Source organism: Fusobacteria bacterium ZRK30 (assembly GCA_024628785.1).
In the GTDB taxonomy this organism is placed as follows: Bacteria; Fusobacteriota; Fusobacteriia; order Fusobacteriales; family Fusobacteriaceae; genus Psychrilyobacter.
Genome location: CP102405.1, coordinates 2,330,198 through 2,344,736 on the forward strand (window position 1 = coordinate 2,330,198; position 14,539 = coordinate 2,344,736).

Genomic DNA, 14,539 nt, shown 5'->3' on the forward strand with positions numbered 1-14,539 from the left:
AAATCCTATGTTTACCCAGTAAACTAATGATATTTTGTTGATACCATTCCCTGGCAGATACTTTGGTTATACCCTTTACGGATAGTTATTTTTTTATTTTCATACTTAACATTTATTTGATTTCTGCAACATTTTTTATTTCAATGTGATCAGCATCTTCTTTTCTAATAGCTATTCCTGTACCCTTTATTAAAAATTGCTGGGGGTCTCCTAGTGGAGCATCTCTTTCTAACTTAATAACTTCACCAGATGTTATCCCCATATCTGTTAATCTTTTTTTCAATTCTCCTAATTTTCCTATTTTTACAATTATGGCTTTTTCCCCTCTGTTCAACTCTGTTAACTTCATCATGCCCTCCAGTTATATTACTTATTTAAACCTATTGTCTTATATTATATTTTGACTTTCAAACCATTTTGTCAAAAAAATACGCAGACTATACCTCGTCTACGATAATTTTACTCGCTAACCCAAATCCTACTGCATATTTTGAAGTTTTTGTTTTAAGGATTATATTCCCTCTACAACTCCCCTCAGAAACACAGAGACACTCTCCTACACAAAGTCCCCTGTCTAAAAGTTTCCCCTTTGCCCTATCTCCACCTAATATTTCAACAATTTTTAATGTTCTATCTGATGCAGCAAATGTTATTGGACAAGCCATGAGATCCCTCCTAGTAGTCATTCTAAATTAATGATTTACTTCTATAATAGAGTCTACCAACTTATTAAACATTTGTCAAGAATAAACTTTGACAATAAAAGTATTTTTCTTTCTGCACATTTATTTTAAATATTTTGATTTTTTCCCCTAAATATATGATAGGATAACCTTGAGGTTATACTAAAAACTTATAACTAATCACGGATTATACGAATTTATACAAACAAAGTAATATAGTCATAATGATAAATGGTAAAGATATTTTGTTGAAAAAATCGATATTGGTTCGTAAAAAAAGTAGGAGGGGCATGTATGTTTAGTAAAGAAACTTATATTGAAAGAAGGAAAAAATTAAAGAAAGAGATGAAATCAGGTCTTGTTCTCATCACCGGAAATAGTGAAGCTAGTATGGACTATCTGGATAATACATACGAATTTAAACAGGACAGCAGTTTTAGGTATTATTTTGGTATCGATCGTGCTGATATGTTTGGTCTTATAGATTTGGACAGCAATAAAGATTATATCTTTGGATATGATTATACCATCTCTGATGTAATCTGGATGGGTCCTCAAGATTCTTTAAGGAATGAAGCTCTTAATTTTGGAATAGAAAACACAGGATCATATGAAGATCTAAAAATATTTTTAGAAAATAACAGAGATAAAAAGGTCCATTATCACCCTCAATATAGAGGTGAGAACCTTATAACTTTAGGAGAACTTTTAAATAAAACTCCCCAGGATATTAAAAATGGATGTTCTGAAGAACTCTGCTACGCTATAGCTAATCAGAGAAACTATAAATCTCCCGAGGAGATCAAAAAGATAGAGGCAGCAGTTAACGTTACCCGTGCCATGCACTTAAAAGCTATGCAGACTGCAAAGGCCGGGATGAAGGAATATGAAGTTACAGCAAAGATCCAAGGGATACTTCTAGGTAATCACTGTACCAATAGTTTTCCAACTATCTGCTCAACTAACGGTCAGACTCTCCACAACCACTATCATGGAAATACCCTGGAAAATGGAAGGATGCTTCTTGTGGACTGTGGAGCAAAATCAGCCTCAGGTTATTGCGGAGACATGACTACAACTTTCCCTGTAGACGAAAAGTTTACTCCTAAGCAAGCTGTAATCTACAATATATTAATAGATGCATACGATCATGCTGAATCTATATTAAAAGCAGGAATCACATATAAGGAAGTTCATTTAGCTACTTGTTCTAAAATTGCAGAAGGACTGAAATCTTTAGGACTTATTGTAGGTGAGATTGATGAAGTCGTTAAAAATGGTGTCCATGCACTATTTATGCCTCATGGATTAGGTCATATGATGGGAATGGATGTACATGATATGGAAAATTTTGGAGAGGTTATTGTAGGGTATAATGGAGAAGCAAAGTCAACTCAATTTGGATTATCTTCACTTAGAATGGGGAGAATCTTAGAGGATGGATTTGTTTTCACTGTAGAACCTGGAATCTACTTTATCCCTGAACTTATCAAAAAATGGAAAGATGAGGGGATTAATTCTGAATTTTTAAATTTTGAAAAAATCGATGAATATCTAAATTTTGGTGGTATGAGATATGAGGGAGACTATGTTATAGAAAATGGCAGGTCTCGTAGATTGGGATTGAAGATGCCTAAAACCATTGAGGAAGTAGAAGCTGAAAGAGCAAAAGCTTATTCAAAGTAGACAAAAAAAGAATAAAGGTCTAACGTCAGTTAGATCTGTATTCTTTTCTTCCACAATAACTAATTAAAAATTCTTTTATTTGAATCAAATATCTCCACAGCTACTGTCCTTCCTAAGCTGTCATATTTTATTAATTTTTCTTTTTTATTATTTTTATCATAGTAAAAATCACGCCATCTTCTAACAGAACCATCTGATTTATAGTCGGTTCTTCTTATAATTTTCACGCCACCCTTACTCTCATCTGTGTATTTACTTTCACTTTTTAATTTACCATCTAAATCTACCTCTACTCTGGATACTAAATTTCCAGAGGAATTATAGATATATCTTCCCTCTCCTACTACCTTATTACCTTTATATACCAATTCCTTTAAAGGTTTATCATCTTGATTATATTCCACTACCTTTGTCCCCTTAGATACCTTATCTTCACCGCCAAAGTGAGGTATTCCTTTTTTAACATTCTCGGAATATTCAAACTTAGAGACTACCTTTCCCTTATCATGGGTTATTATATAATATTTATTTATCCGGTCATCTGAGGTAAACCATCTTTTATCGGTCCCAACTCCATTTACTCTCATTATAATATATTTATTTTCATCTATAATATGTTTAGCATCATACCCTATGAATTTATTTGCACCATTTATCGCCAAAAAATATCTGGATGAAACTTCTGAATTTTTTATATAAATCTTGTCTGTCAAAGGCAGTGCAGAAGCTCCTGCTACTATATCCATATTATCTTCAGGCCCTTTTAAAGTGAAAGATAATGCAATTGCTGCTATTGCTATTATTCCTATAATTCTCTTATTCATCTTTCCTCCCTTGTTTATTTACTAAATTAATCACCAATGCCTACAGTTTAGTAGTTTGTTATTATTTTGTCAACACTCTCTCAAAAGTTTAAGTAAAGCTTATCTAAGGGTTGAATATATTAATTATTTTCTAATAATTTTTTTCAACTAATAATAAAAGTTAAACCAAAAACGAACCAGATTTACTCTGATCCGCTGGGATTTCTGCTATTTTATTTTAAAAATAAGATTATTTCTATTTAAATATGGATAAGTTATTTATTTCTAATTTTATTTTATCTACCTCTTTAACTTCCATCCTTCCATAGGTTTCATAGGTTTCATAGGTTTCATAGGTTTCATACCTTGATTTAGATGGATAATATCTCTCACGGCCCCTGCCGAGTTTGTTCCGGTCATCTATGATCTCTGTAGTATAGGAGGTCAGTCTCTTTCCTGTACTATCTATAAATATAATTTCTACATTGAGTTTTTCGATTACTCCTCCGCTGCTGTTATATATCCTATATCTGATCTCAAAGATGTTTCCCCTTTCTTTATGGGATACTACCTCAACCTTGACACCTTTTTTTATGGCTCTGGGTTTGAAGTTTTTTTCATCTTTAAGAGGTGCAGCAAATATTGTAGCAGCCATCAATAAAAAAATTAATTTTTTCATAAACTTCCCTCCTAAAATATAATCTGATCCAATTCTTCCGACCCTATAAAATCATATGGAAAGACCATAAATCCCCCATCACTGTCTAAGTCTAAATCATACCCAAGTTCTTTAGCAGTAATATAATATATATACCATACATACTTAGAGCAATAAAAACTATTGGTATTTTTTCTTCCGCTTATAAAGTATCCTTTATCAGTATGTTTTTTTAAATTTTCCTCAAACAACTCTCTAAATTTTTCATCAAAATGTTTATATCTTAGAACCATAACCTTTCTGTCTTCATAAAGCCAGGAATATGTATCAATCTCATAATATCCCACTCCTAATTTTGGATAATCACCTATAGTATCTTTTCTTACCACCATAGCTGCATGTCCATACCAACCGAGAGGATCCTTTGCCACCTTATTCTTTATTATGATATCCCCTACCCTTAATTTTTCCGTCCTATACCTTACCCTTTTTATATCCTGCCATTCCCTCTCTACAGGTATACTGGCACAAGATGTAAAAACAAGTAAAAAACAAAACAAAATAAAGGTTTTAATAAATTTATTTTTTCTTAAAGTATATGAATGCTCCATTTCTGCCACTTAGACCCCCGTCCCTTCTGTAAGAATGAAATTCATCCCTATAAGTACAACTATTAGAAATTATTATATTTTCTTCCCTTATTCCCAGTCTCAACAATATTTGTTTATTAAATTCTATATTATCGTAGTAGTATCTATCTGATTTTATAGAAAATACCAACCTCGTCATCTCCTTCCCATACTGCCTGTAGTATGCCTCAAAGAATTCCTCTCCTACCGGGTAGTTATCAACAGATATTCCTATTCCCAGCCCGATTATAATATCTTCTGCCAAAGATCCATATTCAGAGATCATCTTTTCTATCATATTTTTTTGTATCCCGTCAAAAGCTCCCTTCCACCCTGCATGACAGAGTCCTATCACCTGATTTTTCTTGTCATAGGCATATATGGGCAGACAGTCTGCATACTGGGTAAATAAAACCAAATCTTTATTTTGAGTTATAAATCCATCGGTATCCAGGTAGATATCTTTTGCCTTATCTCCTACCACTGCTATATTTACTGAGTGGGTCTGGCCTGCAAAAACTATAGTTTTATCCTCTATATCCAAAAGTTTTTTTATCCTATCTTTAGATACCGGATCCTGCTTTATTATCCTGCTATCCATTAAATCTTTAGTGGTATAGATTGCTCCTATCCCTAAATTATCAAATTCCTCTATCTCATAATATTTATCTTTTTTTATAAAAATTTTATTCCCCTCCTGCTCACCTTCAAATTCTAAATATAGCAAAAGAAGAATTCCAGCGGAATTCTTCTTTTGCTAATATTACTACATTCTATCTACTGTTTTCATTCCTAATAATCCTAATCCCTCTTTTAGAGTTTTAGCTGTTCTGTCAGCAATCAATAATCTAGAGTATAAGATCTCATCCTCTTGATTTAATATTGGGCAGGCATTATAGAAAGTATTGAATTTCTTAGCTAATTCAAATAAATAATCTGTGATTAAGTTTGGCTTATATGTTGTAGAAGCCTTCAATACCACTGCCGGGAATTGATTCATATGCAGTGCCAATGCTTTTTCTGCTTTTTCTATGAATTTAACTTTTGCATTTCCATCTAAGTTTTTAGAAGCTTCAGCCCCTTTTCTAAGGATAGACTGGATTCTGGCATATGTATATTGTAAATAAGGTCCTGTGTTTCCTTCAAAACTTAAGATCTTATCCCATTCAAATATTATTGCACTCTGTCTGTTTTGAGAAAGGTCCGCATATTTAACTGCTCCTGTTCCTACTACTTCTGCAATAACTTCTTTTTCTTCTGCAGATAGTGTAGGATTTTTTTCCTCTACAACTTCTAATGCTCTTCTTTTAGCTTCATCTAAAAGTTCCTCTAATTTGATTACATTTCCCTTTCTAGAAGAGAATATACCGTCAGCAAATCTCATTATTCCAAACCATATGTGCTTCTTTTCAATATCCCAATCCATCATCTCAGTTATTGCAAAGAATTGCTTAAAGTGATCCTGTTGTCTTTCATCAGTTACATAAACCAACTTATTTACATCATAGTTTTCTTTTCTAAATTTAACTGTAGCTATATCTGAAGTTGCATATAGGTATGCCCCGTCTCCTTTTTGCACTAAACATGGGTTTAATTTTGTTTCTTCTGGGAAAAATACAACCTGGGCTCCTTCAGATTCCACAGCTATCTTCTTTTCCTTTAATTCCTCTATAACTCCCGGCATTATGTCATGGTAGTGAGATTCACCGAAATATGTATCAAATTCAATATCTAATCTCTTATATACCTTGTTATATTCATTTAACGATACCTCTATAAACTCCTTCCAAAGTTTATAATTTTCTTCGTCACCTTCATGTAATTTTTTTAATTCCAATCTTGCCTGATCGTTTAATTCCTCGTTGTGCTCTGACTCCACAGCAAACTTTACATATACTCTTTCTAATTCATCTATAGGAGCTGCCTTATATGCATCCTGGTCCAGCCAGTTTCTATATCCGATAATTAATTTCCCGAACTGAGTTCCCCAGTCACCGATATGGTTATCCGCTACTGTATTATATCCTAAATGATTATATATTCTCTTAATAGAGTCACCTATGATTGTAGATCTAAGATGACCTATATGCATTCTTTTGGCGATATTAGGAGAAGAATAATCTATAATTACATCTCCATGGGTATCTAAAAATGAAAAATCATATTTTTCAGTGGTCATGGTATTTATTCTTTTTCCTAAATACTCTTCCTTTAAATATATGTTAATAAATCCAGGTCCTGCGATCTCTAACTTTTCAATGATCTCATTCTCAAAGAATCCCTCTAATAATTTAGCAGCTATGGCTCTTGGATTATTTCCTATTATTTTAGAATTCATCATGGCAAAGTTTGTTTGGAAATCTCCAAATTTATCATTTGTAGCTGGCTGGATATCAACTTCCCTTAACCCTTCTACCCCTTCAAATGAATTTTTTACCATCTGATTAAATATACCTGCTATCTCTTTTTCAATAAGTAACATATTTTCAACTCCTATTTCTTCCAATTTTATAATTTATTTACTTTATATTTTAACATATTTAATTAGAATTTTGGATTTTTTTTACCCATATATTTTTTGCCATGTATTTCTAAGATTTATTATTCTATCTCCTTTTTAAAATTATAAATTAACTCCTAAACCTTTACACTAAGCTCACAAAGTAGTCGCTAGGGCTATCACCAAAGAACTACTCGCAAGAAGTATCACCAAAGTATCTAAAAATTTACGATGTAAATTAAGAACTTTGAGATATTAGTTTATTTCATAAACATAGAACTTTGAGAAAAAAACCAGATAGGTCATTAAGATAATCTTTTTTCTTGGTCAGAACCTATTTGATTTTAATCGAAGTTTATAGTCATTCAACTACAGCAGTGCTGTTCCTACAGTGATGAATGTGACAGAGGTTATTGCTTCGTCTTCCCCATTTAGGGGAAGATGTAACGAGAACGCTAAAGAATCTTCTTGATTTTAAGCTGTTTTTCTTTTGACTCTAATGCTTTTTCTAGATGTTATCCTACCTTCTCAAAATATCTCTTGCGAGTTTCGTCGCACCAACTATGTCCGTCAGGCATCCCAATAAGAAACGGGGATTCATGGGCTCACTTTATAACATCATTTAGAAAAAGTCTGCTTTTCTTTCGTTTATTTCTTTTTCAGAAAAAAAGAAAGAACCCATATTTAAAGATGGAATCTTTAGAATTTTTTCTACTCTTTCCTTGTTCGCGTTTTCTCTAATTTATAGCGATCACTTATAAGTATCAAAAAAAGAATATAGAGGATAGATTTTAATCTATCCTCTATATTCTTTTTCTATCCTTTATGCCATCTCTTCTGAAACCTTAAATTCTTCCACTGCTTCCACTCTATTGTATTTCTTATAGAAAACTACTATAAGCATAAGGGAAGCTATTATATATATAGTTCCTGTAACATAGTAAGCCATTGCATATCCTCCTGGTCTAGAGAATAAGAATTTCATTCCCAGTCCACCAGCTATAAATTGAGCCGATCCCTGGATTATAAATATTATTGAACTGTAAGCTGGTCTCATCTCTTTAGATACAAACTCCATAGGTAAACTTTGTTGTACCGGTTGAGAAGCATTCATAAATCCTGATCTTAAAAATAATGCCATTCCAATAGCTATTACCTTATAGGCTCCAAACATAGCTCCATTTGCTATTACCAGCATAAATGGTATAGACACAAGTGCTAATCCTCCTAAAGCTCCTACTCTTCCAATTCTCTTTACTATCCAAGGTGATACTGCTACAAATATTACCATTGCAAAGTACTGATATGAGATAAGTGAAGAAGTTGTAGCTCTGTCTATTCCCATTCTACTCAAATAAATTGGAAAATATGGTGTTACCAAAGCTGCTCCTAATCTGATCAGGAATCCAAAAGCTAAGAAGAAGATAACATATTTATTAGCAAAATCTTTCCAGTTTGTTTTTACTTTTACTTTCCCTGTATCTGCTGTTACTTTTGTATAATCCTTTTTTTCTTCCTTTAACATAAAGACAGGAATCATAGTAACCAGAGCTACTCCTATAAAGATTAGGAGTACATCACTATGAGCTCCTATATATTGAGTTAATTGCTCAGGACTGAAGTTCTTGATGTCCTCTGTAAGTTTACTACCCTCTTCATATGAAAGACCTAATCTAGAAGAAAATCTTGTTGCAATTAATCTCCCGCCAACCCAAGTTCCTATTACCATTCCTAGGATATTTGTCCAGATTGTTGTAGAAAAAACCTTTTGTTTCTCTTCATCGGTAGTATAACAGCTTAAAAATGGAGGAAGGATAGCATCAAACATACACACTCCTATCATCACAAGCCCTGCACATATAAATACGATAGAAACATTATGTATCTTAGTTATCATAAGTATTCCTGCACTTATAATCACTGGCCCTGTAAGTAGAATTTTTTTATATCCAACCTTAGGTATAAAAAATAACAATCCTGCTCCTCCAACAAACCCAATACCCATTATTATAGACATACTAGCCGCTACTGCTTTAGTGCTTTCTGAAGCATCTAAAAAAGTTACCATTGTATCTAGTGCTACTCCTGCTAAGATCCCCATAAAAGCATAAATAACAATAAATAACCACGTGTTCAGTTTTTTTCTCTTTCTCTCCTCCATTTTCTTCCCCCTTGTTAAATTTATTAAAAGTAATTACTTTTTTCACTTATTGACCTAAAAAAAATAAACTTGTACTCTTTCGAATTACTTTATTCATCTTTATAACAGTATTATATAACATTTCAATAAAAAGTCAAGAATAAATTAAGTTTTTTTTAAGATTTTTAAGAAAAAAACTATATTACCTTCTCTACACCAATAGTACCAATAAAAACTATTGCATCGATAAATACCAAAAAAAAGTACAGTAAATAGATTTTATCTATTTACTGTACTTTATAAATTTATTTTTTCTCATATTTTAAAAACTATTCATCTATCTTTTTCATATAGGTCAAAATTTCCTTGGTATAACTTAAAAAATCTTCTCTGCCTTTTTTTACAATAAATTTTATCACTTCTAATTCTACAGATTGATATTCGTGTATAACTATATTCCTGAATCCTACCATTTTTTCCATAAGATTCGATGTTTTTTCTGTAAGAATACCATTTTCTTTTAATAAAGCAAATGAATCTCTACTTGATTTTGGTATTCCAAAAGCTAATTTTGAACATAAATACATGGATAGATCTATAGACTGCTGACAGGCCCTCTGAATATTTAAAACTATGGCATCCTGATATAAATAATCATTCAATCTCTCGATCTCACCGCCATATATCTCATCTATCCTTTTAATACACCTTTCAATACTCTCTATTTTACTCAGTACTACTCTTTTCATTGAAAACACTTCCCCTATTATAGATTTCATCTAAAACTATCTTCCTATCCTCTTCAAAAACTAAATATTCAGCTAAAATTTTATATTCTAACAGGTCATTTTTTTCATCATTTAAACAATAGATCAACTCTCCGTTTGTTATTATTTCTGCCTGAAAATTTAAATTAGATCTGTTAAAATCTATAAGATCTATCTTTCTTCCTAATTCTTTTTCTAAATCACAAATAAAATTCAATCTATCATCAAAATTAAAATCTCCTATAACAGCTATATCTATATCACTCTCTTCCCTCATTTCACCTCTTGAGACAGATCCAAATACATATACCCCCTCTATATTTTCTTCTTTTAAAGAAAAATATTTCATGATTTTTTTTTTATAGTCTTGAACTTTCTCTTCAGATATAAACTGATTTTTTTCCTTCATCTTAACCTCCTCGCAATATTCTATGTTTACGACAGTAAACTGATAGCATACTGGTGATACCCACTGAAAACCCAAACCTTCATCACGAAACTCACGAAGTAATTGCTAGGGCTATCACCAAAGAACTACTCGCAAGAAGTATCACCAAAGTATCTAAAAATTTACGATGTAAATTAAGAACTTTGAGATATTAGTTTATTCCATGAACATAGGACTTTGAGAAAATAACCAGAGAGCACACAAAGAAACCTTTTATTCTTGATTTTAAAAATGAAGTTTATAGTTGTCCCACTTCAGCAGTATTATTTCTACAACAACGATTGTGACCTACTAATTAAGACAAAATACTTATTGCTTCAGGCTCTTCAATAAATATAAGCTTTATAATTCATGATCGGATTTAATTTTTTCATCTATCGTTTTAAAAAATTCCTGAAATAAAACTATATATTCTTTTTTTACTTTATCATAAATTTCCCAAGCTGTATCTTGATTATAAGTATGAGAAGTTCTATTTCTATTTTCCATCATCTTAATCCATGCAGTGCCATTTTCTATTAATTCAACTTTAAAAGCTTCTCTAAAAGCTCCTCTAGGGCTATTAACTTCTATCCCATCATATTCTAGATAACCTTTCATAAGTTTCCAACTAAGTTCAAAGACAAATTCAAATCTTTGAATGGTCCCATCTAAATATAGATCGTCCTCATGGGGATCTTTTTTTAAAGAATCTTCTAATCTACATAAGGCTTTTCTTAAATCTTCTAATTTTAGTTTTAATTTATTTTCATTCATAGTTACTTTTCCCCTTTCATCTGTAAGAAATATTATACAACCTTCTTCATCAATAAATTTTTTTAAATTTTCATTGGTATTTTTTTTATAGTCAATTATATCAATTGTATAGGGTAAAGAAGTTTTATAGAGTTCATCTTTTAAATCTAATAATTTATCCTCTCTAAATTGAATAACTAAATCTATGTCTGAAGTTTTTTTATAATCACCTCTAGCTCTAGAACCGAAAATTTTAACCCATTTTATTTCTTTGGAGTAGTTTTTTAATACTTCTATTAATTTATAAAATTCTTTTTCTGTTAATCCATACATAATTTACCTCCTTCGCAATATCCTATATTTATATAATAAACTAATAGTATATTGGTAATGCCCACTTCGGGTACCACAAAATCCTACTCATAATTTTTTATCTCTTATCTTTCAATTTTCAACTAGATACTTTCAACTATGTTTTATCTTCTTATTATACCATAAAAAAAAGAGGTCAATACCTCTCTTAAACTTTTTCTGCCACCAATTTATAATATCCTACTGCTACAGCACAGGAGTCTTTTCTTTTTACCGCCAATTTTCGCTAATAAAATTTTCTCAATACAAAGATGTATAGTAATATTAAAAAAACCTTCTTTTGTCATGAATTACACTAAAAAAACTTTTCTTTTTTGAGCCTGACTTATAACTGACTAAATCTGACTTTTTTTGAAGTGCATATTACAGGTTATCTTCTCTCTTTATTATGTTATCTCCATTCAGTTTAAAATCAGATTTTAGTCAGGCTCTAAAAAACCACTTCCAAGTTCATCAAAGACACTGTAGCAGCATTCTATAATTTTTTTAGTTAAATCTTCATGTAAATATTTCTCCATTATTTCACCTCCACTCAGCTTAAAGTCAGATTTTAGTCAGGGTCAAAAAATTATGTTTAAAACTTTTTCTTCAATTATATTACTTGTTTTCATATTTCCCCTTTGTAAATTATAAAAAGTACAGAAAATAAATTAGCTATCTCTGTACTTAAATTATATACTGCTATTTAATTTTTTTCTTCTTTTGACTTTCGTTATACATCGTACATTGTCAATTGTTCATTATCTTTTTAGTATCTTGCAAACAAATCTCTCGTATAGATTTTTTCTATTTATTATACATTTCCTCATAATACTTGGCATAGTCACCACTGACTACATCATCTACCCACTCTTGGTTATCCAGATACCACTTGATAGTTTTTTCTATCCCTACTACAAATGGAGTCTCCGGGTAAAAACCTAATTCCTTTACAGTTTTAGTAGGGTCGATGGCATATCTTGTATCATGCCCTAACCTGTCCTGCACATAGGTTATCAGATCATAGTTAATATTACTAATATCAGTTTTTACTATATTTTTATATTCATCTTTCAACTTTCCATTTTCAACTATTAGTTTATAAATAGTATCAATGGTCATCTTGACAATATTAATATTGGTTTCCTCATTGAATCCGCCGATATTATATGCCTCACCAAGTTTCCCACCATCTATTACCATATCTATACCCTTACAATGATCCTCTACGTAGAGCCAGTCTCTGACCTGTTTCCCGTCTCCATATACCGGCAACTTTTTCCCTTCCAATATATTTTTAATTATAAGGGGAATTAATTTTTCAGGAAAATGATAAGGTCCATAGTTATTAGAACACCTGGTTACATTTACCGGAAAATGATAAGTTTCATCATAAGCTCTTACCAGCATATCTGCACCGGTTTTAGAAGTAGCATAGGGCGACCTAGGATCTAGAGGAGTACTCTCAGTAAAAAACTTACTCCCAAAAATTTTAGGCATAGCTTCTCTTCCATTCAATACTGTCTTTAATTCATCTTTCTTTAACCCATTGCTAATTGATAATTCATCATTGTTAATTAGAAGTTTCCCTTCTGGAAATTCTCTTTCTAAACTTCCGTAAACTTCATCGGTACTTACCTGTAAGAATTTTTTCCCTTCCTTATAGACCGGGTATCCAAATTCATCTTTATCAATAGTCCAATGTTGTTTTGCTATATCCATAAGAGTCTGAGTTCCCAGAATATTAGTCTTTAAAAATATTCCCGGATCTTCAATAGATCTGTCTACATGAGACTCTGCTGCAAAGTTTACTACAAAGTCGATTTCATGGTTCATAAAGATATTTTCTACTAATTCCTTATTACAGATATCTCCCTTTACAAAAGTTACCCTCTCATCTTTTATCTCTTCACTTATAGTTCCAAGATTTCCTGCATAAGTAAGTTTATCTAAAACTATTAATTTTATTTCTTCTTTATTACTATTATTTTGCTTTAATTTATACTTTAAAAAGTTGGCGCCTATGAACCCTGCAGCACCTGTTATTAAATATGTTTTCATAATTTAATTCTCCTTTTTTAAATAAATATTTTTATAATTTTATTATTTCTATAATCCTATTGCTATATTATACCATAAAAAAAAAGAGGTAAATACCTCTCTTAAAAATATAGTTCATAGGTACACGGTTCAGGTCTGTTAATAACTCTTAAAACCCAAACCTCATCACGAAACTCACTAAGAAAACCTCTTCTTTTTTTATCATCGTTAACTAGTAGATCTATATCATTTCCATTTTCGCCCTTTGCGGGTAGTGTGGTAACATCCGTGTTCTATTGTTATTTATTTTTATTTAATTTATTTTTTACAAATTCTAAAATTTTCAAACTATCATTTTTTGCTTCCTCAACTAAATCATGAGATGGTACCAAACCAAAACCTGTATCCATATATCTGTAAGCTGTAGAATATGGAGTCAAATTTTCTGCTGATTCATATAATTTTTCAAACTCTTTATCTAATTCAATTATTTTATCTAAAACATTTGATAAATCATGATTTTTAGGAACTTTAGCTTTATAAAAAAATAAAATTGATTTCAAAGCCTTTTCTCCAGCTTGCTGAAAATGATAGATAGCTTGGTCTTCTAATTCAGAATCCAATAAAATAATACCTGATTTATAATCTCTCTCAGCCTTAAACAACATTATTTCACTATCTTTAATTGGTATTTTCATAAATTAAATACCCCCTTTCTAAAATATCACTTTCAATCCGATTTTCTATCTTTGAATTTATTTTAAATTCCATTTCACTTTCTACGATTATATCTTTAGGAAACCCAATCCCTCTCAACGCTTTTATCCCACGTCTCATATCTATAATTTTATTTTTACAATCTTTTGTAAGGACCATAATATCTAGGTCACTATCTTCAGTTGGTTCTCCCCAAGCATAAGATCCAAATATATATATTTTTTTAGGACTAAATTCTTTTACTAATCTATTTTTAGCTTCTTCAAGTTTATTTAAATTAATCATTTCTACCTCCTCGCAAAATTCTATGTTTACAGAGTAAACTAATAGTTTTTTGGTGATGCCCACTTCGGGTATCGCAAAGTTCTTTATTATATTTTTT

The 14,539-nt window shown here is 31.2% G+C and carries 16 protein-coding genes; 1 reads left to right on the top strand and 15 read right to left on the bottom strand.

From position 1 onward, the window contains the following. Positions 1-112 precede the first annotated feature (112 nt). Together NRK67_16310 and NRK67_16315 are read right to left on the bottom strand one after the other, a co-directional pair. On the bottom strand, positions 113-349 hold the full coding sequence (locus NRK67_16310) for a ferrous iron transport protein A (protein UUV18828.1): 237 nt from the start codon (positions 347-349) through the stop codon (positions 113-115). Positions 350-437: 88 nt separating this feature from the next. Beyond that, the gene (locus NRK67_16315; protein ID UUV18829.1) at positions 438-665 is read right to left on the bottom strand and encodes a ferrous iron transport protein A; all 228 of its coding nucleotides are present in this window, start codon (positions 663-665) and stop codon (positions 438-440) included. A 312-nt stretch (positions 666-977) separates the two neighbouring features. On the opposite strand from NRK67_16315, the gene NRK67_16320 reads away from it, so the two are divergent. Further along, positions 978-2,369 (top strand): Xaa-Pro aminopeptidase, encoded by a 1,392-nt coding sequence (locus NRK67_16320; GenBank protein UUV18830.1) that lies wholly within the window; start codon positions 978-980, stop codon positions 2,367-2,369. 59 nt (positions 2,370-2,428) lie between these two features. Here NRK67_16320 and NRK67_16325 read toward each other — a convergent pair whose 3' ends face one another. From NRK67_16325 to NRK67_16385, 13 genes are all read right to left on the bottom strand, one after another. Next, positions 2,429-3,193: a hypothetical protein gene (locus NRK67_16325; GenBank protein UUV18831.1), complete on the bottom strand. Its 765-nt coding sequence runs from the start codon at positions 3,191-3,193 to the stop codon at positions 2,429-2,431. Between the two features lie 235 nt (positions 3,194-3,428). Next, positions 3,429-3,851 (bottom strand): hypothetical protein, encoded by a 423-nt coding sequence (locus NRK67_16330; GenBank protein UUV18832.1) that lies wholly within the window; start codon positions 3,849-3,851, stop codon positions 3,429-3,431. Positions 3,852-3,862: 11 nt separating this feature from the next. After that, entirely contained in the window at positions 3,863-4,450 is a 588-nt protein-coding gene (locus NRK67_16335) for a hypothetical protein (protein UUV18833.1), read from the bottom strand. Continuing rightward, the gene (locus tag NRK67_16340) at positions 4,410-5,186 is read right to left on the bottom strand and encodes a polyphenol oxidase family protein (protein UUV18834.1); all 777 of its coding nucleotides are present in this window, start codon (positions 5,184-5,186) and stop codon (positions 4,410-4,412) included. The genes NRK67_16335 and NRK67_16340 overlap by 41 nt, the downstream gene beginning before the upstream one ends. Before the next feature lie 39 nt (positions 5,187-5,225). Then, positions 5,226-6,941 carry an arginine--tRNA ligase gene (gene argS, locus NRK67_16345; protein ID UUV18835.1) on the bottom strand — a complete coding sequence of 572 codons (1,716 nt, stop codon included), beginning with the start codon at positions 6,939-6,941 and terminating at the stop codon, positions 5,226-5,228. Positions 6,942-7,782: 841 nt separating this feature from the next. Beyond that, positions 7,783-9,120, bottom strand: coding sequence for an MFS transporter (locus NRK67_16350; GenBank protein UUV18836.1), 1,338 nt, complete (start codon positions 9,118-9,120; stop codon positions 7,783-7,785). Positions 9,121-9,428: 308 nt separating this feature from the next. Next, positions 9,429-9,848 (bottom strand): DUF86 domain-containing protein, encoded by a 420-nt coding sequence (locus tag NRK67_16355; protein UUV18837.1) that lies wholly within the window; start codon positions 9,846-9,848, stop codon positions 9,429-9,431. Then, complete coding sequence (locus NRK67_16360; GenBank protein UUV18838.1) at positions 9,826-10,275, bottom strand: nucleotidyltransferase domain-containing protein; 450 nt, start codon at positions 10,273-10,275, stop codon at positions 9,826-9,828. The genes NRK67_16355 and NRK67_16360 overlap by 23 nt, the downstream gene beginning before the upstream one ends. A gap of 381 nt (positions 10,276-10,656) precedes the next feature. After that, entirely contained in the window at positions 10,657-11,382 is a 726-nt protein-coding gene (locus NRK67_16365) for an HI0074 family nucleotidyltransferase substrate-binding subunit (protein ID UUV18839.1), read from the bottom strand. A gap of 458 nt (positions 11,383-11,840) precedes the next feature. After that, the gene (locus NRK67_16370; GenBank protein UUV18840.1) at positions 11,841-11,939 is read right to left on the bottom strand and encodes a GxxExxY protein; all 99 of its coding nucleotides are present in this window, start codon (positions 11,937-11,939) and stop codon (positions 11,841-11,843) included. Positions 11,940-12,207: 268 nt separating this feature from the next. After that, positions 12,208-13,461 (bottom strand): dTDP-glucose 4,6-dehydratase, encoded by a 1,254-nt coding sequence (locus NRK67_16375; GenBank protein ID UUV18841.1) that lies wholly within the window; start codon positions 13,459-13,461, stop codon positions 12,208-12,210. A 278-nt stretch (positions 13,462-13,739) separates the two neighbouring features. Next, positions 13,740-14,138 (bottom strand): HEPN domain-containing protein, encoded by a 399-nt coding sequence (locus NRK67_16380; GenBank protein UUV18842.1) that lies wholly within the window; start codon positions 14,136-14,138, stop codon positions 13,740-13,742. Then, a complete protein-coding gene (locus NRK67_16385) occupies positions 14,122-14,442 on the bottom strand; it encodes a nucleotidyltransferase domain-containing protein (protein UUV18843.1) in 321 nt (106 codons plus the stop codon). The genes NRK67_16380 and NRK67_16385 overlap by 17 nt, the downstream gene beginning before the upstream one ends. Positions 14,443-14,539: the final 97 nt, after the last annotated feature.

Coding starts and splice junctions, on each gene's coding strand:
- NRK67_16330 (UUV18832.1), bottom strand. CDS start 3,851: ATGAAAAAATTAATTTTTTTATTGATGGCTGCTACAATATTTGCTGCA.
- NRK67_16325 (UUV18831.1), bottom strand. CDS start 3,193: ATGAATAAGAGAATTATAGGAATAATAGCAATAGCAGCAATTGCATTA.
- NRK67_16385 (UUV18843.1), bottom strand. CDS start 14,442: ATGATTAATTTAAATAAACTTGAAGAAGCTAAAAATAGATTAGTAAAA.
- NRK67_16320 (UUV18830.1), top strand. CDS start 978: ATGTTTAGTAAAGAAACTTATATTGAAAGAAGGAAAAAATTAAAGAAA.
- NRK67_16315 (UUV18829.1), bottom strand. CDS start 665: ATGGCTTGTCCAATAACATTTGCTGCATCAGATAGAACATTAAAAATT.
- NRK67_16360 (UUV18838.1), bottom strand. CDS start 10,275: ATGAAGGAAAAAAATCAGTTTATATCTGAAGAGAAAGTTCAAGACTAT.
- NRK67_16375 (UUV18841.1), bottom strand. CDS start 13,461: ATGAAAACATATTTAATAACAGGTGCTGCAGGGTTCATAGGCGCCAAC.
- NRK67_16380 (UUV18842.1), bottom strand. CDS start 14,138: ATGAAAATACCAATTAAAGATAGTGAAATAATGTTGTTTAAGGCTGAG.
- NRK67_16350 (UUV18836.1), bottom strand. CDS start 9,120: ATGGAGGAGAGAAAGAGAAAAAAACTGAACACGTGGTTATTTATTGTT.
- NRK67_16365 (UUV18839.1), bottom strand. CDS start 11,382: ATGTATGGATTAACAGAAAAAGAATTTTATAAATTAATAGAAGTATTA.
- NRK67_16310 (UUV18828.1), bottom strand. CDS start 349: ATGAAGTTAACAGAGTTGAACAGAGGGGAAAAAGCCATAATTGTAAAA.
- NRK67_16355 (UUV18837.1), bottom strand. CDS start 9,848: ATGAAAAGAGTAGTACTGAGTAAAATAGAGAGTATTGAAAGGTGTATT.
- argS (UUV18835.1), bottom strand. CDS start 6,941: ATGTTACTTATTGAAAAAGAGATAGCAGGTATATTTAATCAGATGGTA.
- NRK67_16370 (UUV18840.1), bottom strand. CDS start 11,939: ATGGAGAAATATTTACATGAAGATTTAACTAAAAAAATTATAGAATGC.